This is a genomic window from Streptomyces sp. NPDC059582, assembly GCF_042735715.1.
GTDB lineage: Bacteria > Actinomycetota > Actinomycetes > Streptomycetales > Streptomycetaceae > Streptomyces.
This window is the reverse complement of the sequence record NZ_JBHWCC010000075.1, coordinates 1-24,502: the sequence shown is the minus strand read 5'-3', so window position 1 is coordinate 24,502 and position 24,502 is coordinate 1. Positions and strand designations below refer to the sequence as shown.

Genomic DNA, 24,502 nt, shown 5'->3' with positions numbered 1-24,502 from the left:
CGGACCAGTGGCCGACAACGCGCGGGCTAAGAGGCTGGCGGACCTCATCCGAGAGGTGGTGGCCCAGAAGCTGCAGCGCGGGATCAAGGACCCGCGGCTCGGCTCGCATGTCACCATCACGGACACCCGGGTGACGGGTGATCTGCGGGAGGCGACCGTCTTCTACACGGTGTACGGGGACGACGAGGAGCGGGCCGCTGCGGCCGCGGGCCTGGAGAGCGCCAAGGGCGTGCTCCGCTCGGCGGTGGGCGCGGCGGCGGGCGTGAAGTTCACGCCGACCCTGACCTTCATGGCGGACGCCCTGCCGGACACCGCCAAGACCATCGAGGACCTGCTCGACAAGGCACGCGCCTCGGACGCGAAGGTCCGCGAGGTCTCGGCGGGCGCCAGCTTCGCGGGCGAGGCCGACCCGTACCGCAAGCCGGGTGAAGAGGACGAGGAAGCCGAGGCGGCCGAGGTCGCCCGGCCCGCCGAGGCCGTCGAGAAGGACGGCGAAGCCGCGGAATGACCGAGAAGCACAAGACGCCCGACGGCCTTGTCATCGTCGACAAGCCGTCGGGCTTCACCTCGCACGACGTGGTCGCCAAGATGCGCGGGATCGCCCGGACCCGCCGCGTCGGCCACGCCGGCACCCTCGACCCGATGGCGACGGGCGTACTCGTCCTCGGCGTGGAGCGGGCGACCAAACTCCTCGGGCATCTCGCCCTCACCGAGAAGGAGTACCTGGGGACCATCCGCCTCGGGCAGAACACGCTCACGGACGACGCCGAAGGGGAGATCACCTCCTCCACCGACGCCTCAGCGGTCACCCGGGACGCCGTCGACGCCGGCATCGCCAAGCTGAGCGGCGACATCATGCAGGTGCCGTCCAAGGTCAGCGCCATCAAGATCGACGGCGTGCGCTCGTACAAGCGGGCCCGCGAGGGCGAGGAGTTCGAGATCCCGGCCCGCCCGGTCACCATCTCCTCCTTCGCCGTGTACGACGTCCGCGAGGCCGTCGCCGAGAACGGCACCCCCGTGCTCGACCTGGTGGTGTCGGTGGTCTGCTCGTCCGGCACGTACATCCGCGCCCTCGCCCGCGACCTGGGCGCCGACCTCGGCGTCGGCGGTCATCTCACCGCGCTGCGCCGCACCCGGGTCGGCCCCTACAAGCTGGACTCGGCGAAGACACTGGACCAGCTCCAGCAGGAACTGACGGTGATGCCGATCGCCGAGGCGGCCACGGCGGCGTTCCCCCGCTGGGACGTGGACGCCAAGCGGGCCCGGCTGCTCCTCAACGGCGTGCGCCTGGAGATGCCCGACGTGTACGAAGGCACCGGCGCCGTCGCCGTCTTCGACCCCGAGGACCACTTCCTGGCCCTGGTCGAGGCACAGCGCGGCAAGGCGAAGAGCCTGGCCATCTTCGGCTGAGGGCCTGGCTGTCTTCCCTTGAGGCGAAGGGCCTGGCCGTCTCCGGCTCAGGCGAAGCTTTCGGCCGACCCCGGCCGAGGACGGCGACACCGTCCGACGCGAGGGTGTGGTGCCCGTGGAGCGGCGAACACGGGGTCTTCCTCTGCCGCCGCTCCACGGTCCCCCCTCGGTTCCCCCACCCCTAGGGTGTATCCACCGACCCTGCCCTATTCACCCGTCCGGGCAGGCGCTCGGAGTGAACCGACGGAGCGTGAGGGGGCGCGTTCATCCGGCGATCTGTCCCGCCGATCACCGCGCGCCTACCGTCGAACGGAGGGCACGCGCGCAGGGCGGGGAGGTACGACCATGGCGGGACGGGGCCCGCGGGCGGGCGGCGCCCGCCGCACACCGGACGACGCCGGGGCCACCGCACCCGGCCATCGCGAGGATCCCCCCGACACCGCCCTCGTCCGCATCCATGACCTGGCCGGCCGCCCTCGCGGCGCGGGCTTCGTCGCCGACCACCACGGCACGGTGATCACCAGTCACGAGGCGGTCGACGGCCTGCCCCGCGTCGTCCTGCACGTGGCGGACCGCACCTGCGTCGTGACCGCCGACGCGGTGACCCCGCTGCCCGCCCTGGACCTGGCCCTCGTCCGTACCAAGGGTCTCGGCGCGGACCCGCTGCCCGTCACGGTGCGCGGCCGGGCCGAGCCGGGCACGTACGTACGCGTCGCCGCGGGCTGCTGGCGGGAGGCACGGGTGCTGGGCGGGACTCCGGTGACGTACACAGCCACGGACCGCTTCCATCTCCTCGACGACGCGCTGGAGTTGGCGATCGGCACGGCGGGCCGGGACGCCCTGCGCCTCGGCGGCGGGGCGGCCGGCGGACCCGTGCTCGACGCGTTGACCGGTGCCGTCGTCGGGGTCGTCGGTACCGCCCTGCAGTCCGGCCACCGCGACACGGGGTTCGCCGTGCCGCTGTTCCTGCGGGCTCCCGGCGTCGCCGGACCGCAGGACGCCGTCCACGCCGAGCATGGCCCGCTCACCGAGCTGCTCGCCCGCAACGCGGCGACCGTGCCCGCCTACGGCGCCGACCTCAACCTGGCCGGCGTACTGGAGCTCACGGCCACCTCCGTGGGCTCGGACGGCCCGCCCGGCGCCCTCGCGGGCCAGGTCGCCGGCCCCGGCCCGGACGGCCTGGGACCCCTGGTCGAGCCCGTCGAACGGGCCGCGGTCGCCGGGGAGTTGGCCCTGTTCGTCGAGGGCCCGGCCGTCGTCCTCGGCCTGGTCGGCGCCCCCGGCAGCGGTCGTACGACGGAACTCGCGGCCCTCGCCGGCCGCCGCAACCGGGGACCGGCACCGGCGCCCACGCTGTGGCTGCGCGGTGCCGACCTCCAGGACGACGACGGCTCCGTGGCGGACGCCGCCCGCCGGGCGCTGACCCGCGCCGCCCGCATCGTGACGGCCTCCTGCCCCGGCCTCCCCGCCGACCTCGGCGACATCACGCCCGAGCGCCTGGCCCGCCTCGCCCACACCGCCGGCCGCCCCCTGCTGCTCCTGCTCGACGGCCCCGAGGAGATGCCGCCCGCCCTCGCCCACCGCCTGCCCGAGTGGACCACGGGCACCGCGACCTGGCTGCGCGAGGCGGGGGCACGACTGGTGGTGGGCTGCCGCGCGGAGTACTGGGAACGAGCGGGCGCGGAATTCCCGCCGGGGGCGTTGTACGGCGGTGGTCCGGTCGGGTCGGGGGCGTTGTACGGCGGCGGTCCGGTCGGGTCGGAGGCCCTCTACGGCGGCGGTCCGGTCGGATCGGAGGCGCTGTATGGCACGCGGTCCGCGAGTCAGGACCTGGTTCACGCGCTCCCGCCCTGCGTCCACCTCGGCGACCTGCGCGCCGACGAGTCCAGGCTCGCCCGCGAGCGCTACGGCATCCCCGACACCGCGCTCAGCGAGCCGCACGCCCGCCACCCCCTCACCCTCCGACTCCTCTCCGAGGTCCGCGCCGCCCTCCCCGAGGTCCCGGACGGCCCGCTCGACGGGGACGACGTCCTCGCCGCACACCTGGACCTGATGTGCCTGCGCGTCGCCGTCCGCCTCGCCGCCGAGAACGGCCTGCGCGGCACCGCCGTACGACGACTCGCCGCGAAGGTCTCCGGCCAGGTCCACGAGGCCGCCCGGCGCAGCCTCGGACCAGGCCAGGGCGAGCTGGACCGGGAGTCGTTCGAGGCGGTGTTCCCCTGGGGACCCGCCCCGGCCCGGCTCGGCGGCGGCACCGGCTGGGCGTCCGCCGTCCTCACCGAGGGCCTCCTCGTCCCCGCCGGAGACGGCTACCGCTTCGCCCACGAGGAACTCGCCGACTGGATCCAGGGCATGCACCTCGACCTGGACGAAGCGCTGCGCGTCCTGGTGCACTGCCCGCCGCCGGACACCCGGGCGCTGCCCGTACCGCCCCACCGCATCGGTCCGGTCGTCCAGTCCCTGCTGCTCCTGGCCCGCCAGCACGGCACCCGACGGCTCGCCGTGCGCCTGGAGGAACTCGCCCGAGCCCTGGACGCGGAGCCGCACTCCTGGTGGGCGGCCCGGCTGCTCGCCGAGGTGCTGCGCCGCGTACCGGACGCGATGCCGTACACCGGCGTACTGCGCCTGCTCGTCGAGCGGATCGTCGCCCGCCGACGGCAACAACGGCCCCCGCCGGGCGAGTTCGGACCCGTCTTCTGGACCGCCCTGGACCTTCCCGACACCGTCCGCCTCGACCTCCTGCGCCGACTCCTCTTCGCCGACGCCGCCCCGCACGACACCGGCCCACCTCGCTACCTCGACGCGGCCGCAGCGCTCCTGGCCGCCGACCCCATCGCCGTACTACCGCACCTCATCAGCTGGTTCGACGACGAGCGGCCGCTGCCCGCGACCCCGCACGCCACCGTGGCGACGGCCGCGCAGGCGCTGCTGCACACCCACCGCCACCGCGCCCTCGACGACCTCACCGAGCTCCTCGTCGACCGCGCGCACCGGCGCGCCGACGAACTCCTCGCCGTCCTCGCCGAGGACGAACCGTCCGCGGTGTGCCGGGCCGTCGACCGGTGGGCGCGCGACGAACGTCCGGCCCGACGGGTGGCGGCGGTGGCGTACGGGCTGCGCGCCGCCCCGCACGTGCGCACCGAGGCCGACCGCGAGCTGCTGCGCCACCTGGCCCTCGACCTGCTGGCCCGCGCCGCCGACAGCACCCTGCACGGCGGCGCGCTCGCTCTTCTCGTACGCGATCCGCACACCCGCGACGATCACCTCCCGCAGGCGCTGAAGTACTTCTCGGCGGCCGATCCGCAGCTCCCGCCGAGCGCGCTGGTGCCTGCCCTGGCCACCCACCCCGAGCCGGTGCTGGCCGCCTTCCGGGCGCGACTGCGCAGGTCGGACGCCGGTGAGGCACTGCGCACGCTCGCCGACGTCACCACCCCCACCCTGGCCCGCCGGGTCGCGGCCCTGGTGCGGGAAGCGGCGGAGGGGAACCCGGCGACCGCCGTCCAGGTGGCCGCCTACGTGGACCGCCGCCTGGATCAGGGCCCCGCCGCCCGACCCGTCCTCCTCCCACTGGTCACCGGACTCCTCGACGGGGGCGGCCCGGACCGGGTGCGCGCGGAGCTGGCCGCCGTGCTCACCGCTGCCGGCACCCCCGCCTCGCGCCCCCTGCGCCACGAGCTGCGCGAGTTCCTCCTGGCCCACGAACACGACCCCGCGGTCCTGGAGGCCCTGCTGCGCGCCGCCGCCCGGCACGGCGAGGACGGAGGCCGGCAGGACGGAGGTCCGCGCGACACGGCTCCGCAGGACGGCGTTCCGTACGGCGGAGGCCCGCACGACGGGCTGAGGGATCTCATCCACCGCACCGGGCTGCTGCTCGTCCGTACCCCGGACGGCGCGACCCGCTTCGACCGCGGTCTGGTCGATCTGGGCCGCCAGGTCCCCGGCTTCGCCGTCCGTATGGCGGGCTGGCTGACCGACGCCCCCGCGGACTGGGCCGCGGTGGTGGGGCCCAGTACCCGCCGGATGATCGAGAACCTGGCGGGGCTACGGGTTTCGGCCTGAGCTCCGGCCCGAAGAGTGCGCCCCGTCACAGCCACCATGCCGATGCGAGGCCGGAGCACTCGGCATGGCACCCTTAGACCTGCACAGGAGGCAAGTAACGGACGCGGGTTCGACAAGGAGCGGTCACAGTGCAGCGCTGGCGTGGCTTGGAGGACATTCCCGAGGACTGGGGGCGCAGTGTCGTCACCATCGGCTCCTACGACGGAGTCCACCGGGGCCACCAGCTGATCATCAAGCACGCCGTGGAGCGCGCCCGTGAACGGGGCATCCCGTCCGTCGTGGTCACCTTCGACCCGCACCCCAGCGAGGTCGTCCGTCCCGGCAGCCACCCGCCGCTGCTGGCCCCGCACCACCGTCGCGCCGAGCTGATGGCCGAGCTGGGGGTGGACGCGGTGCTGGTCCTGCCGTTCACGAAGGAGTTCTCGAAGCTGTCGCCGGCCGACTTCGTCGTCAAGGTCCTGGTCGACAAGCTGCACGCCAAGGCGGTCGTCGAGGGCCCGAACTTCCGCTTCGGCCACAAGGCCGCCGGGAACGTCGCGTTCCTCACCGAGCAGGGCGCGGTCTACGACTTCGAGGTCGAGGTCGTCGACCTCTACGTGAGCGGTGTGGCGGGCGGCGGCGAGCCGTTCTCCTCCACGCTGACCCGACGCCTGGTCGCCTCGGGTGACGTCGAGGGCGCCGCCGAGATCCTCGGCCACCCGCACCGGGTCGAGGGCGTGGTCGTCCGCGGCGCCCAGCGCGGGCGCGAGCTGGGCTTCCCCACGGCGAACGTCGAGACGCTGCCGCACACCGCGATCCCGGCCGACGGCGTCTACGCCGGCTGGCTGCACGTAAGCGGCGAGGCCATGCCGGCCGCCATCTCCGTCGGCACGAACCCGCAGTTCGACGGCACCGAGCGCACGGTGGAGGCGTACGCCATCGACCGCGTCGGCCTGGACCTGTACGGCCTGCACGTCGCCGTCGACTTCCTGGCCTACGTCCGCGGCCAGGCGAAGTTCGAGTCGCTGGAAGCGCTGCTCGAACAGATGGCCGAGGATGTGAAGCGCTGCCGGGAGCTGGTGGAGGCCGCGACCGCGACGGAGACGGCCGAGTAGCCGTTCTCGTTCATACGGTCGTTACGACGACGAAGGGCGGCCGGTGTCTTCGGGACACCGGCCGCCCTTCGCGTTCACTCGCCTACGGGGGGCTACTGCTGCGGGGGCTGAGGAGGCTGCGGCGGCTGGGGGTGGCCAGGCTGCTGCGGGTACGGCTGCCCAGGCTGCTGTGCGGGCTGCTGCGGGTAGGGCCGGCCGGCCGGCGGGTAGGGCTGGGCGGGCGGCTGTCCCGGTTGTTCCGGCTGACCTGCCTGTCCCGGCTGGGGGTAAGGCGGCTGGCCCGGCTGCGGGTAGCCCGGTTGCTGCGGATACGCCTGGCCCGGCTGCTGGGGGTACGGCTGGCCCGGCTGCTGGGGATAGGGCTGGCCGGCGTAGGGCTGACCGGGCATCGGCGGGGCGGCCACGGGCGGCGGGTTGCCGTCCGAGGTCCACAGGCCGTGCATCTGCTGGTGTCGCACGAAGTCCTCGGCGACCATCGCCGCGAGGTTGAAGTACGACTCCCGCACCTTCGGCCGCATCATGTCGAGGTCGACCTCGGCACCGGCGGCGAGGTGCTCGTCGAACGGCACCACGACGACTCCGCGGCAGCGTGTCTCGAAGTGGCTGACGATGTCCTCCACCTTGATCATCTTGCCGGTGTCGCGTACTCCCGAGATGACGGTCAGGGACCGCGAGACGAGGTCGGCGTAGCCGTGCGCGGACAGCCAGTCCAGCGTCGTACTGGCGCTGCTCGCACCGTCCACGGACGGCGTCGAGATGATGATGAGCTGGTCGGCGAGGTCCAGCACACCGCGCATGGCGCTGTACAGCAGACCGGTGCCCGAGTCGGTGAGGATGATCGGGTACTGCTTGCCGAGCACGTCTATCGCGCGCCGATAGTCCTCGTCGTTGAACGTCGTCGACACCGCCGGGTCGACATCGTTGGCGATGATCTCCAGCCCCGACGGCGCCTGGGACGTGAACCGCCGGATGTCCATGTACGAGTTGAGGTACGGGATCGCCTGGACGAGGTCACGGATGGTGGCCCCGGTCTCCCGCCGGACGCGCCGCCCGAGGGTGCCGGCGTCCGGGTTCGCGTCGATGGCGAGGATCTTGTCCTGCCGCTCGGTGGCGAGCGTGGAGCCCAGCGCGGTGGTCGTGGTGGTCTTGCCGACCCCGCCCTTGAGGCTGATGACGGCGATCCGGTAGCACGACAGGACGGGCGTCCGGATGAGGTCGAGCTTCCGCTGCCGCTCGGCCTCCTCCTTCTTGCCGCCGAGCTTGAACCGACCGCCGGCCGCGGCCGGCCGCCCGCTCTTCGCCTTCTGCCTCTTGTTGTTGAGCAGCCGGTCCGACGACAGCTCCACGGCCGCGGTGTAACCGAGCGGCGCGGCCCCGGGATTGGTCGGCTGCCGCTGATCGTGCTGAATCGGCTGCGGCCAGGCGGCACCGGCACGGGGGTCCACGGGGGGCTGGGGGTGCGGTGACTGCTGCGCGGGCTGGGCGACCTGCGGGTGCTGCGCGGGCTGGGGTTGCCGCGGGTGTTGGGCAGGCTGCGTGGCCTGTGGGTATGCCTGCGGCGGCTGGGGCGCGTGGGGTGCCTGCGGGGCCGCGTGGGGTGCCTGCGGTGCCGGGGCGGCCTGAGGAGGCTGCGGGGCGTGCTGGGGTTCCGAGGCCTGAGCGGGCTGCGGTGGTGCTTGTGGTGCCGGTGTGGCCTGCTGCGGGACGAATCCGTGCGGAGCCGCCGAGGGGGCCTGCGCCTCGGCCTGCTGCGACTGGCCCTGCGGCGCGGGCGGCTGCGGGAACCCGTAACCGCCGGGCTGCACGGGGCCGGGCGCGCCGGGGTGCGGGAAGCCGTAGCCACCGGGGGTGTGCGGTGGGGTGGGTGCGGGGGCTCCCGGGTGGGGGAAGCCGTACGCGGCCGGGGCGTGGGGTGCCGCGTCCGCGGGCGGCTGGGGTGCGGCGGGCGTGGGCTCTGGCTGGGCGTGCGGGGCGGGCGGGAAGCCGTAGCCACCGGGGGTGTGCGGTGGGGTGGGTGCGGGGGCTCCCGGGTGGGGGAAGCCGTAGCCGGCTCGGGCGTCCGGCGCTGCCGGGGCCGGGGAGGGCGCGCCGGGGTGGGGGAAGCCGTAGGCGGCGGGGGCGTGGGATGCCGGTGGGGCGGGAGCCTCGCCCGGCTGCGGGAAGCCGTAGCCACCCTGCGCGTTGGGCGCCGCGGGCGGGGCGGCCGGGGTCGCGGCGGGCGCGTTCCAGGCGGCGGGCGCGGGCTGAGGGGCCTGCGGCTGGAACGGCGGCTGGGCCGGAGCTTCCGCCTGACGCGGCTGCGGAGGCTGCTGGGCGGGCCACTCGGCCGCCGTGGCCGGGGTCACGGGCTGGTAGGCCGGCGGCAAGGGCGGCAGCCCGGCCTGCGGCGCCGGCGGGGGAGCCCAGGCCGGGGGAGCGTCCTGCGGCGCCTCGGCGGGACCCGGAACGGCGTCCTGCGGTGCGTCGGCCGGAACGGCGTCCTGGGGCTCGTCGCCGGGCACGGCGTCCAGCGGTTCGGCCTCGGCGGGCACGGCGTCCGCAGGCTCGACATCCACGGGCTCGACGTCCACGTCCGCTATGGCTGCGGCCGCGGGCTCGGTGTCGTCGGCGCCGTCTTCGGTGTCGGTGTCGGTGTCGGTGTCGTCGTGCATGGCGTCCTGAGGCACCGCATCGCTGTCCTCGTCGTCGCTCTCGTCGCTCTCGTCGCCCTCGTGGCCCTCGTGGCCCGCGTCGTCTTCGCGCGCGCCCTCGGGGCCGGGGCCCGACACCTCGACTTCCTCGACCGCGACGTCCTCGGCCTCGGCGTCATCCGATGACACCGCGTCGGGGTCCTCGGCGGCCACATCTTCGGCGTCGGCTGCTTCGGCCACCTCGGCGGCCTCGGCCTCGACCTTCGCGTCCTGCGCCTGCGCCTGTTCCTGCTCTCGCTCCCGAGAGTCGGCCTCGGCGGCCCGCTCCGCGATCTCTCGCTTCAGGGCCACAGCGGAGAACCGCATGGTGGCGCCGCTCTCGAGATCATCAGCGTCGATGCCGGTGCCGGTGCCGGAGGCGCTGTCGTCGGCATCGACATCGGCAGCCGCAGCGGGCGCAGTCGGAGGAGTCGGGGAAGCCGGAGGCACAGGAGTCGGCGGGGGCGTGGCAGCCGCCGGCCCCCACTGCGCCTGGAATCCGCCCACCGGAATGTTCGGCACAGCCGTCGGCGAAACAGCGTCCGCTGAAGGACTTTGAGGAGCCGGAGGAGCCGGAGGAGCCGGAGGAGCCGGGTGGGCCGAAGGTTCGAACCCGCTTCCCACCGGAAGCCGGGGCACGGCAACCGGCCCCCCCGCGGGCGGCGCGGCCTGCGTGGGCGGCTGAGGCGCGGTGAACGGCGTCCCGGGAGTCGCGGTCGGCGGCGGCAGGAAGGGAGCCCCGGGCCCCTGAACAGCGTGGGCGGGCGGCGTCAGCCCCGGTAGCGGCGCACCCGAAGGCCCCGACGGGAACGCCGGACCCGGCGCACCGGGCGTGCTCGTACCCTGCGCCCCCGCGCCACCATCACCAGCGGAACCACCAGCGGAACCGCCGGCGCCACCACCGGCCTCACCGCCGGACCCCGAGTCACCCCCCGACCCCGAACTCCCCGCCGCGTTCTGCGTGTACCAGGCAGGCGGCGCGTAGTCGATGGTGAACTCGCCCGTCATCTCGATGTCGGACTCGACGTCGGGCTGGTCATCGCCGGGTGTGGCCCAGCCCCCGCGGATCCCGTCCCGATCGCTGCTCACAGTTCCTCCTGGTGTGGTCGAGAACCCCCATGCCGTGCCGGGGCGACCATTTCTCGTCGTCCGAAGTCGTTCGAGGTCGTCCGAAGAACCGGCTCTCCCCCTGGGACATCGACGCCCGGTCCACGGGTTCTGGCATCGCGCCCGGTCCCAGCCTAATCACCGCAAGCCCCGCCCTGTCAGGCCCGTCCACCCCTGAGCGCCTGCCCACTGCGTCACAGCCTGCCCGGAAGTTCCGTACGCAGCCTGCGTATCGGTGAACAAACCGAGCGACATTCGTGAACAAGCAGGACAGAAGGTGAAGAGAGGTGATCGTTGCCGGGTCTTAACCCGTGTGCCCCGTAAGAGGATTGACCGACACGGTGGGCATCCGACAGGGCCGCCCCCGGCCGAGCAGAAAAGGATCCTGACGCGTGAGCTTCGGCCCACCCCCTTCCGTCTACACCCAATCCGCCCTGGCCGCCGACCGGACAGCCCGCGAGCGGCGCCGTAGGAAAGTGCTCGGCGCCCTGGCCGTCCTCGTGGTCGGCGGGCTCTGCGCCGGAGGCTGGCTCGTGTCGTCCGCGGGGGACGACAGCGCGGCGGCCGACGGCAGGCCGGCGCCCGTCGTCCAGAGCCCGGACGACATCAGGGAAACGGTCGAGAAGGTCCCCGGTTCGCCCGAGGGCCGGCTGATGATCGAGCACAACGAGGAGAACCTCGCCAAGAGCACCGAGACCAACCCGCGTTACGCGCCCGGTACCTGGGCCACCGGCAAGATCCTCGCCAGAGGCGTGGCCGACCGGATCGAGGGCTACCGGATCAAGCCCAGGTACGACGAGACGGCCTGGACCCTCCAACTGGGCGGCCACCTCTGCGCCACCAGCAGACACGTCACCGCCGACGGCCGTACCGCCGTCGTCATCCAGCCGCCGAAGTCCGCGGGTTCGGAGCACGAAGGCGTCTGCGACCAGGTGGTGTTCGTCGACCTGAACACCGGCAGGAAGCTGTGGCAGAAGAAGATGCCCGCGGCTCAGTTCGCGTACGTCACCAACACCGACCTCACCCTGACCAAGGGCGTCGTCGCCGTGGCCTGGGGGCGGGGCTCGGTGGCGTACGACATGAAGGACGGCAGGCAGCTCTGGAACAGCACGACCCTTTCCCGGTGCGAGGACAAGGGCTTCGCCGGCGGACGCGCGCTGCTCGCCCTGGTCAGCTGTGGTGAGGCGACGGACGCCACGTACAAGGTGCAGCGACTCGATCCCCGCACGGGCAAGCCGCAGTGGACGTACCAGGTCGCGAGGGGTGTCCAGGGTGTCTACCTGCCCTCGTCCGACCCGCCCGTCCTCGCCGTCGCGGCCGGCGACAGCGCGGCGACCGATCTGATCTCCCTCGACGACAAGGGCAGGCGACGCGCCGCCATGTCCCTCGGCGGCTACGACGCCAAATGCGGCGTGCGGTACTCCTTCTCGCCCTTCTTCGGCACGACGGAGAACTGCGACGGCCTGGTCGTCGGCCGCGACCAGGCCTACGTCATGAGCAAGGAGAACATCGCCAACGACCAGCCGTCGGACTGGATCGTGGCGTTCGACCTGAAGACGGGCAGGTCGCAGGCCAAGTTCGAGGGCCGTGAGATGCAGATGGTCTACCCGCTGCGGACGAGCGGCGACGACCTTCTCATCTACCGCCGGGGCGCGGGCACGATCGCCCCGGCGGCCGTGGTGAGCTGGAACCCGCGCACCGACAAGGAGACTCCCTACCTCCTCTTCCAGCTTCCGGAGGACGACGAGTACGAGCTGAGCGATCCGGAACAGACGGACATCGTCTTCGAGCGGGGCCGGGTCTTCTTCGGGCGGCGCGAACTGGCCCGCGACGACGACGCCCCCAAGGACCCGGTGCTCAGCACCATCGGGCTGGGGAGCGCCGGCCTCACGCACTGACGGCCACGATCGACGCCGGCCCGAGGGTCGCGGGCGGGCAGGGAGAAGGGGCGGCACGCGCACGCGTACCGCCCCTTCTCCCTGCCGCCACCGGTTACCGGCGGCGTACGTCACTCCACGTCGAGCCCGCCATTGTGCGGCGCCGGCTCCAGATCGAACTCCCCGTCCCGCGCGCCGAGCACGAAGGCCCGCCACTCCGCCTCCGTGTACCGCAGGACCGTGCCGGGGTCGAGGGACGAGCGCATGGCCACCGCACCGGCGGGAAGACGGGCGATCTCGACCCGCTCCTCGTGCTCCTCCGTACCCGGCGCGCCGTGCCACTCGACGTCCGAGATGTCGAGCGCGTAGAGCTCGTCCCGCTCCCGCGCCTTGCGCGCCTTGACGTCCTCGCTCACTTCCTCCGCCATGGCGAAGCGCCCCCTTCCGACGTGCGGATGATCCAGACGTTCACCCTAGTGGCCGCCGCTGCCGCGTCCGGGTGGTTCGGGGACCCCGGCGAGGAGGACCCTCGCCTGCTGCTATTCTGGACGACGGCCGTTTGTGTACGCGCCCCCGGAGCATCGCTCTGAAGGCCGCGCCCAGCGGATCCCCGCCTCCCGAGTAACGGAAGCTCCCCTGAGATGTGGACCAGGGGCACTCGGTGGCTACTCAGAGACTACGAGGAGTACGCGTGTCGCTCGACGCCGCTACGAAGAAGCAGATCATCAGCGAGTTCGGTACCAAGGAGGGCGACACCGGCTCCCCCGAGGTCCAGGTCGCCATGCTGTCGCGCCGGATCTCGGACCTGACCGAGCACCTCAAGGCCCACAAGCACGACCACCACTCCCGTCGTGGTCTGCTGATCCTGGTCGGTCAGCGTCGCCGCCTGCTGCAGTACCTGGCCAAGAAGGACATCCAGCGCTTCCGTGCGCTGGTCGACCGTCTCGGCATCCGTCGTGGTGCCGCGGGCGCCAAGTAAGACGCCGTGGAGGGAGCGGTTCCCGAAATGATCGGGACCGCTCCCTTTGCCGTACGTACGGAAACGTGCGGAGTGTCACCGGCGCTTTGTAGTGTGGTAGCACAACGCATTACGTAGGACACCGTGTGATAGGCCGTACCCGTACCGGGTGGGGCGTCATCACGCACACCGAACGAGGAGAAGCGCACCTCGCCGCCGCCGGTCCTCGGTAGTGGCCCCCGGGGGGAAGTGAGCCCCGGGAGCTTCGATCGAAGACCGGCCCGCACCAGACGGAGCGCTTCTCCACCACCGTCCCCCCGCCACACGGGCGAGGAGGGACGAAGACGAGGAGAAAACGCTAGTGGAGAACGAGACCCACTACGCCGAGGCCGTCATCGACAATGGCGCCTTCGGCACCCGCACCATCCGCTTCGAGACGGGCCGCCTGGCCAAGCAGGCCGCCGGCTCCGCAGTGGCGTACCTGGACGACGACACCATGGTGCTGTCGGCCACCACCGCCTCCAAGAACCCCAAGGACCAGCTCGACTTCTTCCCCCTCACGGTGGACGTCGAGGAGCGGATGTACGCCGCCGGCAAGATCCCCGGCAGCTTCTTCCGCCGTGAGGGCCGTCCCTCCGAGGACGCCATCCTCACCTGCCGCCTCATCGACCGTCCGCTGCGCCCGTCCTTCAAGAAGGGCCTGCGCAACGAGATCCAGGTCGTCGCCACGATCATGGCGCTCAACCCCGACCACCTGTACGACGTCGTGGCGATCAACGCCGCGTCCGCGTCCACGCAGCTGGCCGGTCTGCCCTTCTCCGGCCCGATCGGCGGCGTCCGCGTCGCGCTGATCAACGGCCAGTGGGTCGCGTTCCCGACGCACACCGAGCTCGAGGACGCCGTCTTCGACATGGTCGTCGCCGGTCGCGTCCTGGAGGACGGCGACGTCGCGATCATGATGGTCGAGGCCGAGGCCACCGACAAGACCATCCAGCTGGTCGCGGGCGGCGCCGAGGCGCCGACCGAGGAGGTCGTCGCCTCCGGTCTGGACGCCGCGAAGCCCTTCATCAAGGTGCTCTGCAAGGCCCAGGCCGACCTCGCCGCCAAGGCCGCCAAGCCGACCGGCGAGTTCCCGGTCTTCCTCGACTACCAGGACGACATCCTGGAGGCGCTGTCCGCCGCCGTCCGCCCGGAGCTGGCCTCCGCGCTGACCATCGCGGGCAAGCAGGACCGCGAGGCCGAGCTGGACCGCGTCAAGGCGCTCGCCGCCGAGAAGCTCCTGCCGGAGTTCGAGGGCCGCGAGAAGGAGATCTCCGCCGCGTACCGCTCGCTGACCAAGCAGCTGGTCCGTGAGCGCGTGATCAAGGAGAAGAAGCGCATCGACGGCCGCGGCGTCACGGACATCCGTACGCTCGCCGCCGAGGTCGAGGCCATCCCGCGCGTGCACGGTTCGGCGCTGTTCGAGCGTGGCGAGACCCAGATCCTGGGCGTCACCACCCTGAACATGCTCCGTATGGAGCAGCAGCTGGACACCCTCTCGCCGGTGACCCGCAAGCGCTACATGCACAACTACAACTTCCCGCCGTACTCCGTCGGCGAGACCGGCCGCGTCGGTTCCCCGAAGCGCCGCGAGATCGGGCACGGCGCCCTCGCCGAGCGCGCCATCGTGCCGGTGCTGCCGACGCGCGAGGAGTTCCCCTACGCGATCCGTCAGGTGTCCGAGGCCCTCGGCTCCAACGGCTCGACCTCCATGGGTTCGGTCTGCGCCTCCACCATGTCGCTGCTGAACGCCGGTGTGCCCCTGAAGGCCCCGGTCGCCGGTATCGCCATGGGCCTGATCTCCCAGGAGATCAACGGCGAGACGCACTACGTCGCCCTCACCGACATCCTCGGTGCGGAGGACGCCTTCGGTGACATGGACTTCAAGGTCGCCGGCACCAAGGAGTTCGTGACCGCCCTCCAGCTCGACACCAAGCTGGACGGCATCCCGGCCTCCGTCCTGGCCGCCGCTCTCAAGCAGGCCCGTGACGCCCGCCTCCACATCCTCGACGTGATGATGGAAGCGATCGACACGCCGGACGAGATGTCCCCGAACGCCCCGCGGATCATCACCGTCAAGATCCCCGTGGACAAGATCGGCGAGGTCATCGGCCCCAAGGGCAAGATGATCAACCAGATCCAGGAGGACACCGGCGCCGAGATCACGATCGAGGACGACGGCACCATCTACATCGGTGCCCAGGTCGGCTCGCAGGCCGAGGCCGCCCGCGCCACGATCAACGGCATCGCCAACCCGACCATGCCGGAGGTCGGCGAGCGCTACCTGGGTACGGTCGTCAAGACCACCACCTTCGGCGCGTTCGTCTCGCTGCTCCCGGGCAAGGACGGTCTGCTGCACATCTCGCAGATCCGCAAGCTCGCCGGCGGCAAGCGCGTGGAGAACGTCGAGGACGTCGTCGGCGTGGGCCAGAAGGTCCAGGTCGAGATCGCCGAGATCGACTCCCGCGGCAAGCTCTCCCTCATCCCCGTGATCGAGGGCGAGAGCGATGGAGACGACGAGCAGAAGGACGACACCGACAAGTGACGTCGAGTAGCTCCACGGCGACGGCCCGCACCTCTTCGGAGGCGCGGGCCGTCGCCCGTACCCAAACCCTCGTCAAGGGCACAGGCGGCATCGGCACGGTCCGCAAGACCACCCTCCCGGGCGGCCTGCGCATCGTCACCGAGACCCTGCCCTCGGTCCGCTCGGCGACCTTCGGCATCTGGGCGCACGTCGGCTCGCGCGACGAGACCCCGTCCCTGAACGGCGCCACGCACTACCTGGAGCACCTGCTCTTCAAGGGCACGTCACGCCGGAGCGCGCTGGACATCTCCTCCGCCATCGACGCGGTCGGCGGCGAGATGAACGCCTTCACGGCCAAGGAGTACACGTGCTACTACGCGCGCGTGCTCGACACCGACCTGCCGCTCGCCATCGACGTCGTCTGCGACATGCTGACCGGCTCCCTCATCGTCGAGGACGACGTCAACGTGGAGCGGGGCGCGATCCTCGAAGAGATCGCGATGACCGAGGACGACCCGGGCGACTGCGTGCACGACCTGTTCGCGCACACGATGTTCGGTGACAACCCCCTCGGCCGCCCGGTCCTCGGTACGGTCGACACGGTCAACGCCCTGACCGCCGACCGCATCCGCCGCTTCTACAAGAAGCACTACGACCCGACCCATCTGGTGGTCGCGGCCGCGGGCAACATCGACCATCACAAGGTCGTACGCCAGGTGCGGGCCGCGTTCGAGAAGGCGGGCGCCTTCCGGAACCCGGAGGCCGAGCCCATCGCCCCGCGCGACGGCCGGCGCACCATCCGCACCGCGGGCCGCGTCGAACTGCTCGGCCGCAGGACCGAGCAGGCACACGTCGTCCTCGGCATGCCCGGCCTGGCCCGCACCGACGACCGCCGCTGGGCCCTCGGCGTGCTGAACACGGCCCTCGGCGGCGGCATGTCCTCCCGGCTCTTCCAGGAGGTCCGCGAGAAGCGCGGCCTGGCCTACAGCGTGTACTCGTACACCTCGGGCTTCGCCGACTGCGGCCTGTTCGGCGTGTACGCGGGCTGCCGTCCCAGCCAGGTGCACGACGTGCTGAAGATCTGCCGCGACGAACTCGACCAGGTCGCCGCGCACGGACTCAGCGACGACGAGATCGGCCGTGCCGTCGGCCAGCTCCAGGGCTCCACGGTCCTGGGCCTGGAGGACACGGGCGCGCTGATGAACCGTATCGGCAAGAGCGAGCTGTGCTGGGGCGAGCAGATGTCCGTCGACGACATGCTGGCCCGGATAGCCGCCGTGACCCCGGACGAGGTCCGCTCGGTCGCCCGCGACATCCTGGGGCAGCGTCCGTCCCTGTCGGTCATCGGCCCGCTGAAGGACAAGCAGGCCGCGCGGCTGCACGACGCCGTCGCCTGATGCCCTCGGTCGCCCCATCCCCTCGGTAAGGAAGCAAGAGACATGAACAAGCTGCGCGTGGCGGTTCTCGGTGCGAGCGGTCGCATCGGGTCCGAGGCGGTACGGGCGGTCGAGGCCGCCGAGGACCTGGAGCTGGTCGCCGCCCTCGGCCGGGGCGACAAACTGCAGACGCTGACGGAGACCGGCGCCCAGGCCGTGGTCGAACTGACCACCCCCGCCTCGGTGATGGACAACCTCGACTTCTGTGTCCGGCACGGCATCCACGCCGTCGTCGGTACCACCGGCTGGACCGACGAGCGCCTCGCACAGCTGAACGACTGGCTGGCCCGATCCCCGGGGACAGGTGTGCTCATCGCGCCGAACTTCTCCATCGGCGCCGTCCTGACCATGAAGTTCGCGCAGATCGCCGCGCCCTACTTCGAGTCGGTCGAGGTCGTCGAACTCCACCACCCGAACAAGCTGGACGCGCCGTCCGGCACCGCCACCCGCACCGCCCAGCTCATCGCCCAGGCACGGGCCGAGGCGGGCTCCGCGCCGGCACCGGACGCCACCGCCACGGCACTGGACGGCGCCCGCGGCGCGAACGTCGACGGGGTCCCGGTGCACGCGATCCGGCTGCGCGGCCTCCTGGCCCACCAGGAGGTCCTGCTCGGCGGCGAGGGCGAGACGCTCACCATCCGCCACGACTCCCTGCACCACAGCAGCTTCATGCCGGGCATCCTGCTGGGTCTGCGCCGCGTGGTGAGCACTCCGGGCCTGACCTTCGGCCTGGAGCACTTCCTGGACCTCGGCTGAAACCGGGCGCTGACGACACCATGCGCGCAATGCTCTCGTACGCCGTCACGGCCGCCGTCCTGGTCTTCTACTTCGTCCTGGTCGGCAGCCGCGGCGTCATGCTCATCCAGTCCGGCACGCTCCTGACCGTCACCTTCGGGGTCGCGGTCCTGATCCTGCCGGTGATCGGCCTGTGGTTCCTGTGGAAGAACACCCAGTTCGTCCGCAGGGCCAACCGGCTCGCCGCCGAACTCGACGCCGAGGGCGGTCTGCCCGTCGACGAGCTGAAGCGCACCCCCGGCGGCCGCATCGACCGTGACTCGGCCGACGAGGTCTTCGCCAGGCGCAAGGCCGAGACCGAGGTGGCCCCCGAGGACTGGCGCAGCTGGTTCCGCCTCGCCGTCGCCTACCACGACGCCCGCGACACCCCGCGCGCCCGCAAGGCGATGCAGCGCGCGATCGCTCTGCGCGGCAGGTGAGGGGTGCGGTGATCCGCGCGGGACCACCGCGCCCGGGTCACCGCAGGCGGAACACCCAGCGGGACCGGAACACCTAGCGGGACCGGAACACCTAGCGGGACCGGAAGATCATCGGGACCGTCAGGCGCCGCGGCCGTACTCGTCGGCCCACACCTCGACGCTGTCCGCGGCCCGGTCGAACGCCTCGGGACGCGCCAGGAAGTCCGCGTTGTGCGTGGTCAGCAGCGGCGGCACCTCCGCCGCCCGACGGTCGTTGCGCACCAGGGTCAGGGCCTGGCCCTGGACCGTCCGAGGCAGCCCGAGCCAGCGCACCGGCTGCTGGACCGTCCGTACGGCGACGACCCGGTCCCAGGACACCGTGCGGGTGGCGAGGAAGCCCACGTGGCGCAGCCCGCTCGCGCTCACCCACACGCCCACGCGCAGCAGCCGCAGCGCGACGGCGATGATGAGCAACGCCGTGCCGAAGACCGCGGCGGCGGCGGACGGAGAGTCGGTCAGGGCGATGATGACCGCCGCGAACAGCACGTACGAGGCGAGCAGCAGACACAGCGCCGCCACGCCCACGCGCCACGGGCCGGGCCGGTAGGGCCGCCGCCAGCGGTCGCGGTCGTCGTACGGGAGCGCGCTGTCGTCGGTCGCCTCGAAGGTGCGGTCGGCCGTCAGGAAGGGCAGGGGCACGGCTGGTCCTCACTCATTCCATGCATGGGCTGTGCCCGGTGAGGCTATCCGCCTATGTGCCCGCTCACCACCCTTGGGGGGCCATGGGGGTGCCCCCCGCCTCGTCGGCCGGTGGCGGGGGTGGGTCAGCGTCCCTGGGACGCCTGTGACTGCTGTCGCTGCGTCGCGGAGTGGTCCAACGACAGCGCGGGCATCCCGATGACCAGGGCGCCCACCAGCCCGGCGACGATGGTGACACCCAGCAACCAGCGCCCGGCCATCTGATGGAAGGACGCCCGCTCACCGGGCGGGGGAGTGACATTGCTGCGGAACCTGTCGGCTTCGGCGAGGAAGGCGAACGGGACGGGTTCACGCCGACGGAACATAGGTACTGCTTCTCCTCTGGGCTGTGCGGGGTCGAACGAATCGCTCTCACCGATACAGACGAGCGAATGCGTCCTTTGGTGCCAGGTTTCACTGAATTGACAGAAGTTCTCCGAAGATGTCGCGGCCCGGCACCGAACGCCCCGATGTCAGGGCCGGGCCGTAGAGTGGGCGCCGCCCGAGAGAAGTGATGGAAGGACCCGCCGAGCCGTGACCGACACCCCCGCCGACGACCTCAAGCCCAGCTTCCGCAGCGACGTCACCGTCGAGTTGGTCAAGCACAGCGCGGCCGACTCCGACGTGCTGTGGGCCGCCCGCGTCTCCACCGCCGGCGAGCAGTCCCTGGAGGAGCTCACGAAGGACCCCGAGCGGTCCAAGGGCCTGATCAACTACCTGATGCGGGACCGGCACGGCAGCCCCTTCGAGCACAACTCGATGACGTTCTTCATCAGCGCCCCGATCTTCGTCTTCCGCGAGTTCATGCGGCACCGGGTGGGCTGGTGTGTGGCCGGTGACACGGAGATCACGCTGGTCAGCGAGGCGGGGACGCTCAGGCGCCGGTCGATCGAGGACCTCTACAAGCTGTGGCACCTCGACGTCGAGGACCGGCTGCCGCACTCGGCGGGTGGCGTGACCTGGCACGCCGGCGCCGGGAAGTGGATGGCGCAGGTCCACCGCGGCGAGACCACCCACCACCTGGGGCTGTACGACAACAGGGAAGCGGCCGACTCCGCCGTCGCGGAGTTCCGGGAACTGCACCCCTCCACCCGGCTGCGCAAGCTCGAATCGGTCCGGCGCACGCAGGTGCGCTGCTACGACGAAGAGACGCTGACGGCCCGGAGCGGCCAGATCCTCGACGTCATCCGGTCGGGCGTCAAGGCCCTGATCAAGATCACCACCGTGAGCGGGAAGGTCCTGCGCAGCACCGTCGACCACGCGGTGCTCACCCCGGACGGCTGGCGGAAGGCCGGCGAGCTCGCGGTGGGGGACGCGGTGATGGCCGCCGGGACCACGCCCGGCTCCGCGGAGGATCCGGTTCCGCCGAGCCTGCGCCGTGGCGTGGGGGTCTGGACCTCGATGCAGCGCGATCGTCTGATCGGGGAGAGCGACACCTGCCACCTCTGTGGCGAGTCCTTCCCGCGTGAGGCCCTCGCGCTCGATCACGTCGTTCCGGTGACCGCGGACCTCACGCGCGCACTCGACGAGCGCAACCTCGCACCCGCCTGCGAGCCCTGCCACGCGGCCAAGAGCGCCGAGGAGCAGACGCTCGCGCGTCACGACGGCAAGGTCTCCGTGGCCGTCGCGGACCCGATCGTGTCCATCGAGGACGACGGCGAGGAGATGACGTACGACCTCACCGTGGAAGGCCCCTGGCACAACTTCCTGGCGAACGGCATCGTCGTCCACAACTCCTACAACGAGGAGTCCGGGCGCTACCGCGAGCTCCAGCCCGTCTTCTACGTACCCGGCGAGGACCGCAAGCTCGTCCAGCAGGGGCGCCCGGGCAAGTACGAGTTCGTCGCCGGCACCGAAGCGCAGCAGGAGATCATGGAGCGCTCGATGCAGGAGTCGTACATCCAGGCGTACGAGCGCTACCAGGAGATGCTCGCCGCCGGCGTCGCCCGCGAGGTGGCCCGTGCGGTGCTCCCCGTCGGCCTGTTCTCCTCGATGTACGCCACCTGCAACGCCCGCTCGCTGATGCACTTCCTCGGGCTGCGCACCCAGCACGAGCTGGCCAAGGTCCCGTCCTTCCCGCAGCGGGAGATCGAGATGGTCGGCGAGAAGATGGAGGCCGAGTGGGCCGGACTCATGCCGCTCACCTACGCCGCCTTCAACGCCAACGGCCGGGTGGCCCCGTAACGAAGCCTTGTTCGCCTGTCGGGCACACATGTGCGGGTCAGTCGAGCGAAGTGTCCGTATTGCGGCATTTGGAGAAGTTCATCTAGCCTGATCAAACGGACCCGGCACTGCTTGAACCCCCGAGCAGGCAGTGCCGGGCTCCGCATTTGTCAGGACTTTCCCCGCACCCCAAGGGCAGACCCCGCATTGAGCAGCGAGTAGCGTGTTACCCATGGCTCCGACCTCCACTCCGCAGACCCCCTTCGGGCGGGTCCTCACCGCCATGGTCACGCCGTTCACGGCGGACGGCGCACTCGACCTCGACGGCGCACAGCGGCTCGCCACCCACCTGGTGGACGCAGGCAACGACGGCCTGATCGTCAACGGCACCACCGGCGAGTCCCCCACCACGAGCGACGCGGAGAAATCGGATCTCGTACGAGCCGTGCTGGAGGCGGTCGGCGACCGCGCCCACGTCGTGGCAGGCGTCGGCACCAACGACACCCACCACAGCATCGAGCTCGCCCGCGCCGCCGAGCGGACCGGCGCACACGGCCTCCTGGTCGTCACCCCGTACTACAACAAGCCCCCGCAGGAAGGCCTCTACCGGCACTTCAAGACCGTCGCCGACGCCGCCGAGCTGCCGGTCATGCTCTACGACATCCCCGGCCGCAGCGGCGTCCCCATCAACACCGAGACGCTGGTCCGGCTCGCCGAGCACCCGCGGATCGTGGCAAACAAGGACGCCAAGGGCGACCTCGGCCGCGCCAGCTGGGCCATCGCACAGTCGGGCCTCGCCTGGTACTCGGGCGACGACATGCTGAACCTGCCCCTGCTGTCCGTGGGCGCGGTCGGCTTCGTCTCGGTCGTCGGCCACGTGGTGACGCCGGAGCTGCGCACCCTGATCGAGGCGTACACCTCCGGCGACGTCCAGAAGGCCACGGAGATCCACCAGAAGCTGCTCCCCGTCTACACGGGCATGTTCCGCACCCAGGGCGTCATGACCACCAAGGCCGCGCTCGCCCTCCAGGGACTGCCCGCCGGACCGCTGCGGCCGCCCATGGTCGAGCTCACGCCGGACGAGATCGCTCAGCTCAAGATCGATCTTGCCGCCGGCGGGGTACAGCTCTGACAACAGACTTGGCACCACCAGGCTTCACAACTGAATAGGCGGGCCTCCGGCGCCCGCACCCCACAATGACAACTGCTTCTGCACGAACGTCACGCGCGCCACGTGCCTTGCCGGTACGTGGCGCGTGTGGTGAGGAGAGTCTTTTGAGTCATCCGCATCCTGAACTCGGTTCGCCTCCGCCGCTCCCCGAAGGCGGTCTGCGAGTCACCCCGCTAGGCGGTCTCGGTGAGATCGGCCGCAACATGACGGTCTTCGAGTACGGCGGCCGCCTGCTGATCGTCGACTGCGGAGTGCTCTTCCCGGAGGAGGAGCAGCCCGGAATCGACCTGATCCTGCCGGACTTCTCGTCGATCCGGGACCGTCTCGACGACATCGAGGGCATCGTCCTCACCCACGGTCACGAGGACCACATCGGCGGTGTCCCGTACCTCCTCAGGGAGAAGCCGGACATCCCCCTGATCGGCTCCAAGCTGACCCTCGCTCTCATCGAGGCGAAGCTCCAGGAACACCGCATCCGCCCGTACACCCTGGAGGTGGCGGAGGGGAACCGTGAACGCATCGGCCCCTTCGACTGCGAGTTCATCGCGGTCAACCACTCCATCCCGGACGCTCTCGCGGTCGCCATCCGGACCCCCGCCGGCATGGTGGTCCACACGGGTGACTTCAAGATGGACCAGCTCCCGCTGGACAACCGTCTGACGGACCTCCACGCCTTCGCACGTCTGAGCGAGGAAGGCATCGACCTCCTCCTCGCCGACTCGACGAACGCCGAGGTACCCGGTTTCGTCCCGCCCGAGCGCGACATCTCCAACGTCCTGCGCCAGGTCTTCGCGAACGCCGACAAGCGGATCATCGTGGCCAGCTTCGCCAGCCACGTCCACCGGATCCAGCAGATCCTGGACGCGGCGCACGAGTACGGCCGCCGGGTCGCCTTCGTCGGCCGCTCCATGGTCCGCAACATGGGTATCGCCCGGGACCTGGGCTACCTGAAGGTCCCGCCTGGCCTGGTCGTGGACGTCAAGACGCTCGACGACCTTCCGGACCACGAGGTGGTCCTCGTCTGTACGGGTTCACAGGGCGAGCCGATGGCGGCCCTGTCCCGCATGGCCAACCGGGACCACCAGATCCGCATCGTCGACGGCGACACGGTGATCCTGGCGTCGTCCCTGATCCCCGGCAACGAGAACGCGGTCTACCGCGTGATCAACGGCCTGACCCGCTGGGGCGCGAACGTCATCCACAAGGGCAACGCCAAGGTGCACGTCTCGGGCCACGCGTCCGCGGGCGAGCTCCTGTACTTCTACAACATCTGCCGCCCGAAGAACCTGATGCCGGTGCACGGCGAATGGCGCCATCTGCGCGCCAACGCCGAACTGGGCGCCTTGACCGGCGTCCCGCACGACCGGATCGTCATCGCCGAGGACGGCGTCGCCGTCGACCTGATCGAGGGCAAGGCGAAGATCTCCGGCAAGGTCCAGGCGGGGTACGTCTACGTCGACGGTCTCTCGGTGGGCGACGTGGGCGAGCCGGCCCTGAAGGACCGCAAGATCCTCGGGGACGAGGGCATCATCTCGGTCTTCGTGGTCGTCGACTCGTCGACCGGAAAGATCACGGGTGGTCCGCACATCCAGGCCCGCGGCTCAGGCATCGATGATTCGGCCTTCAGTGCCGTCGCCCCGAAGATCATCGAGTCGCTCGAGCGCTCGGCCCAGGACGGCGTGGTGGAGCCGCACCAGCTGCAGCAACTCATCCGCAGGACCCTGGGCAAGTGGGTCTCGGACACGTACCGGCGCAGGCCGATGATCCTCCCGGTCGTGGTGGAGGTCTGACCCGCGTACGACCCCTCGTACGCGTGAACCTGGAGCGGGGCTCCTCGATTTGCATCGAGGAGCCCCGCTCCAGTACGTTTACGGCTCCGCCAGAACGGGAACCCGGTAGCTTCGTGCATCGGAACCAGTCCCCGAGCGGGGCGGGAATTCCGACTCAGAATCTCTGATAAAGTCGGAGTCGCCGGAAAGGGAAACGCGGAAGCGGGAACCTGGAAAGCACCGAGGAAATCGGGTCGGAAAGATCTGATAGAGTCGGAAACGCAAGACCGAAGGG

16 protein-coding genes and 3 pseudogenes are annotated in these 24,502 nt (G+C 71.3%); 15 read left to right on the top strand and 4 right to left on the bottom strand.

The window, feature by feature from the left end:
- The first annotated feature begins 7 nt into the window (after positions 1 to 7).
- The 4 genes from rbfA to ACFV0T_RS38560 all read left to right on the top strand — a co-directional run bounded on the left by rbfA (position 8) and on the right by ACFV0T_RS38560 (position 6,563).
- A complete protein-coding gene (gene rbfA, locus ACFV0T_RS38575; RefSeq protein ID WP_385789666.1) occupies positions 8 to 508 on the top strand; it encodes a 30S ribosome-binding factor RbfA in 501 nt (166 codons plus the stop codon).
- The gene (truB, locus tag ACFV0T_RS38570; protein WP_385789664.1) at positions 505 to 1,410 is read left to right on the top strand and encodes a tRNA pseudouridine(55) synthase TruB; all 906 of its coding nucleotides are present in this window, start codon (positions 505 to 507) and stop codon (positions 1,408 to 1,410) included. The genes rbfA and truB overlap by 4 nt, the downstream gene beginning before the upstream one ends.
- Before the next feature lie 345 nt (positions 1,411 to 1,755).
- Complete coding sequence (locus ACFV0T_RS38565) at positions 1,756 to 5,469, top strand: trypsin-like peptidase domain-containing protein (RefSeq protein ID WP_385789662.1); 3,714 nt, start codon at positions 1,756 to 1,758, stop codon at positions 5,467 to 5,469.
- 128 nt (positions 5,470 to 5,597) lie between these two features.
- On the top strand, positions 5,598 to 6,563 hold the full coding sequence (locus tag ACFV0T_RS38560; RefSeq protein ID WP_385789660.1) for a bifunctional riboflavin kinase/FAD synthetase: 966 nt from the start codon (positions 5,598 to 5,600) through the stop codon (positions 6,561 to 6,563).
- Between the two features lie 92 nt (positions 6,564 to 6,655).
- On the opposite strand, the gene ACFV0T_RS38555 is transcribed toward ACFV0T_RS38560, so the two are convergent.
- Entirely contained in the window at positions 6,656 to 10,321 is a 3,666-nt protein-coding gene (locus tag ACFV0T_RS38555) for an SCO5717 family growth-regulating ATPase (RefSeq protein ID WP_385789658.1), read from the bottom strand.
- A gap of 410 nt (positions 10,322 to 10,731) precedes the next feature.
- On the opposite strand from ACFV0T_RS38555, the gene ACFV0T_RS38550 reads away from it, so the two are divergent.
- On the top strand, positions 10,732 to 12,237 hold the full coding sequence (locus ACFV0T_RS38550; RefSeq protein ID WP_385789657.1) for a PQQ-binding-like beta-propeller repeat protein: 1,506 nt from the start codon (positions 10,732 to 10,734) through the stop codon (positions 12,235 to 12,237).
- Between the two features lie 110 nt (positions 12,238 to 12,347).
- On the opposite strand, the gene ACFV0T_RS38545 is transcribed toward ACFV0T_RS38550, so the two are convergent.
- Complete coding sequence (locus tag ACFV0T_RS38545; RefSeq protein ID WP_385789655.1) at positions 12,348 to 12,644, bottom strand: DUF397 domain-containing protein; 297 nt, start codon at positions 12,642 to 12,644, stop codon at positions 12,348 to 12,350.
- Between the two features lie 263 nt (positions 12,645 to 12,907).
- Here ACFV0T_RS38545 and rpsO point away from each other — a divergent pair, with 263 nt between their 5' ends.
- The 5 genes from rpsO (at position 12,908) to ACFV0T_RS38520 (ending at position 18,387) form a co-directional block, all read left to right on the top strand.
- Entirely contained in the window at positions 12,908 to 13,195 is a 288-nt protein-coding gene (rpsO, locus tag ACFV0T_RS38540; RefSeq protein ID WP_143640166.1) for a 30S ribosomal protein S15, read from the top strand.
- 340 nt (positions 13,196 to 13,535) lie between these two features.
- Positions 13,536 to 15,758 carry a polyribonucleotide nucleotidyltransferase gene (locus ACFV0T_RS38535; RefSeq protein WP_385789653.1) on the top strand — a complete coding sequence of 741 codons (2,223 nt, stop codon included), beginning with the start codon at positions 13,536 to 13,538 and terminating at the stop codon, positions 15,756 to 15,758.
- Positions 15,755 to 17,134: a M16 family metallopeptidase gene (locus ACFV0T_RS38530; protein WP_385789652.1), complete on the top strand. Its 1,380-nt coding sequence runs from the start codon at positions 15,755 to 15,757 to the stop codon at positions 17,132 to 17,134. The genes ACFV0T_RS38535 and ACFV0T_RS38530 overlap by 4 nt, the downstream gene beginning before the upstream one ends.
- 42 nt (positions 17,135 to 17,176) lie before the next feature.
- Complete coding sequence (gene dapB, locus ACFV0T_RS38525; RefSeq protein ID WP_385789650.1) at positions 17,177 to 17,929, top strand: 4-hydroxy-tetrahydrodipicolinate reductase; 753 nt, start codon at positions 17,177 to 17,179, stop codon at positions 17,927 to 17,929.
- 20 nt (positions 17,930 to 17,949) lie between these two features.
- Positions 17,950 to 18,387: a hypothetical protein gene (locus ACFV0T_RS38520; RefSeq protein WP_385789648.1), complete on the top strand. Its 438-nt coding sequence runs from the start codon at positions 17,950 to 17,952 to the stop codon at positions 18,385 to 18,387.
- A gap of 120 nt (positions 18,388 to 18,507) precedes the next feature.
- Here ACFV0T_RS38520 and ACFV0T_RS38515 read toward each other — a convergent pair whose 3' ends face one another.
- Positions 18,508 to 19,065, bottom strand: a complete 558-nt coding sequence (locus ACFV0T_RS38515; RefSeq protein ID WP_385789646.1) for a hypothetical protein — start codon at positions 19,063 to 19,065, stop codon at positions 18,508 to 18,510.
- Between the two features lie 125 nt (positions 19,066 to 19,190).
- Complete coding sequence (locus ACFV0T_RS38510) at positions 19,191 to 19,430, bottom strand: hypothetical protein (RefSeq protein ID WP_385789644.1); 240 nt, start codon at positions 19,428 to 19,430, stop codon at positions 19,191 to 19,193.
- Positions 19,431 to 19,638: 208 nt separating this feature from the next.
- Between ACFV0T_RS38510 and ACFV0T_RS38505 the strand changes: the two are divergent.
- From ACFV0T_RS38505 to ACFV0T_RS38485, 5 genes and pseudogenes are all read left to right on the top strand, one after another.
- Positions 19,639 to 19,929: pseudogene (locus ACFV0T_RS38505) on the top strand (FAD-dependent thymidylate synthase); the annotation flags it as partial.
- A pseudogene (locus tag ACFV0T_RS38500) lies at positions 19,909 to 20,835 on the top strand (HNH endonuclease); the annotation flags it as partial. The pseudogenes ACFV0T_RS38505 and ACFV0T_RS38500, both read left to right, overlap by 21 nt.
- A 3-nt stretch (positions 20,836 to 20,838) precedes the next feature.
- A pseudogene (gene thyX / locus ACFV0T_RS38495) lies at positions 20,839 to 21,288 on the top strand (FAD-dependent thymidylate synthase); the annotation flags it as partial.
- A gap of 211 nt (positions 21,289 to 21,499) precedes the next feature.
- Complete coding sequence (gene dapA / locus ACFV0T_RS38490) at positions 21,500 to 22,399, top strand: 4-hydroxy-tetrahydrodipicolinate synthase (protein ID WP_385789642.1); 900 nt, start codon at positions 21,500 to 21,502, stop codon at positions 22,397 to 22,399.
- Positions 22,400 to 22,542: 143 nt separating this feature from the next.
- Positions 22,543 to 24,228: a ribonuclease J gene (locus ACFV0T_RS38485; protein ID WP_385789640.1), complete on the top strand. Its 1,686-nt coding sequence runs from the start codon at positions 22,543 to 22,545 to the stop codon at positions 24,226 to 24,228.
- The last annotated feature ends 274 nt before the right edge of the window (positions 24,229 to 24,502 follow it).

Coding starts and splice junctions, on each gene's coding strand:
- truB (WP_385789664.1), top strand. CDS start 505: ATGACCGAGAAGCACAAGACGCCCGACGGCCTTGTCATCGTCGACAAG.
- ACFV0T_RS38565 (WP_385789662.1), top strand. CDS start 1,756: ATGGCGGGACGGGGCCCGCGGGCGGGCGGCGCCCGCCGCACACCGGAC.
- ACFV0T_RS38545 (WP_385789655.1), bottom strand. CDS start 12,644: ATGGCGGAGGAAGTGAGCGAGGACGTCAAGGCGCGCAAGGCGCGGGAG.
- dapB (WP_385789650.1), top strand. CDS start 17,177: ATGAACAAGCTGCGCGTGGCGGTTCTCGGTGCGAGCGGTCGCATCGGG.
- ACFV0T_RS38520 (WP_385789648.1), top strand. CDS start 17,950: ATGCGCGCAATGCTCTCGTACGCCGTCACGGCCGCCGTCCTGGTCTTC.
- ACFV0T_RS38510 (WP_385789644.1), bottom strand. CDS start 19,430: ATGTTCCGTCGGCGTGAACCCGTCCCGTTCGCCTTCCTCGCCGAAGCC.
- dapA (WP_385789642.1), top strand. CDS start 21,500: ATGGCTCCGACCTCCACTCCGCAGACCCCCTTCGGGCGGGTCCTCACC.